Genomic DNA, 262 nt, shown 5'->3' with positions numbered 1-262 from the left:
CTTCACGCCGGCAGCTCCTCTTTCCCTTAATACTACTTATTACCTTAGAGTGAGTTCAGTTGGGACAGGTGGTGAGTCATCAGGTTGTACTGATGTAAAGTTTAAAACGATACCTCCACCTCCGGCCAATGATGATTGTGCAGCTGCTGTAAACCTTACAGTAAATCCAGACATGAACTGTGGAAGTGTTACTGCTGGAACAACGGTTTCGGCAACGGATTCCGGATTGAGTCCAGATCCTTGTTCTGGTACTCCAGATGAC

1 protein-coding gene is annotated in these 262 nt (G+C 46.6%); it reads right to left on the bottom strand.

Features of this window, described 5'->3' with window-relative positions; genetic code table 11:
* Positions 1-39: 39 nt before the first annotated feature.
* Positions 40-262, bottom strand: a 223-nt coding sequence (locus SB679_RS24825; RefSeq protein ID WP_410704955.1) for a hypothetical protein, incomplete at its 5' end; no start/stop codon positions are given.

The sequence above is a fragment of the Chryseobacterium sp. SIMBA_029 genome, assembly GCF_046535275.1.
GTDB lineage: Bacteria > Bacteroidota > Bacteroidia > Flavobacteriales > Weeksellaceae > Chryseobacterium.
Note: the sequence above shows the minus strand (reverse complement) of the source record. Positions and strands in the feature narration are given on the sequence as shown.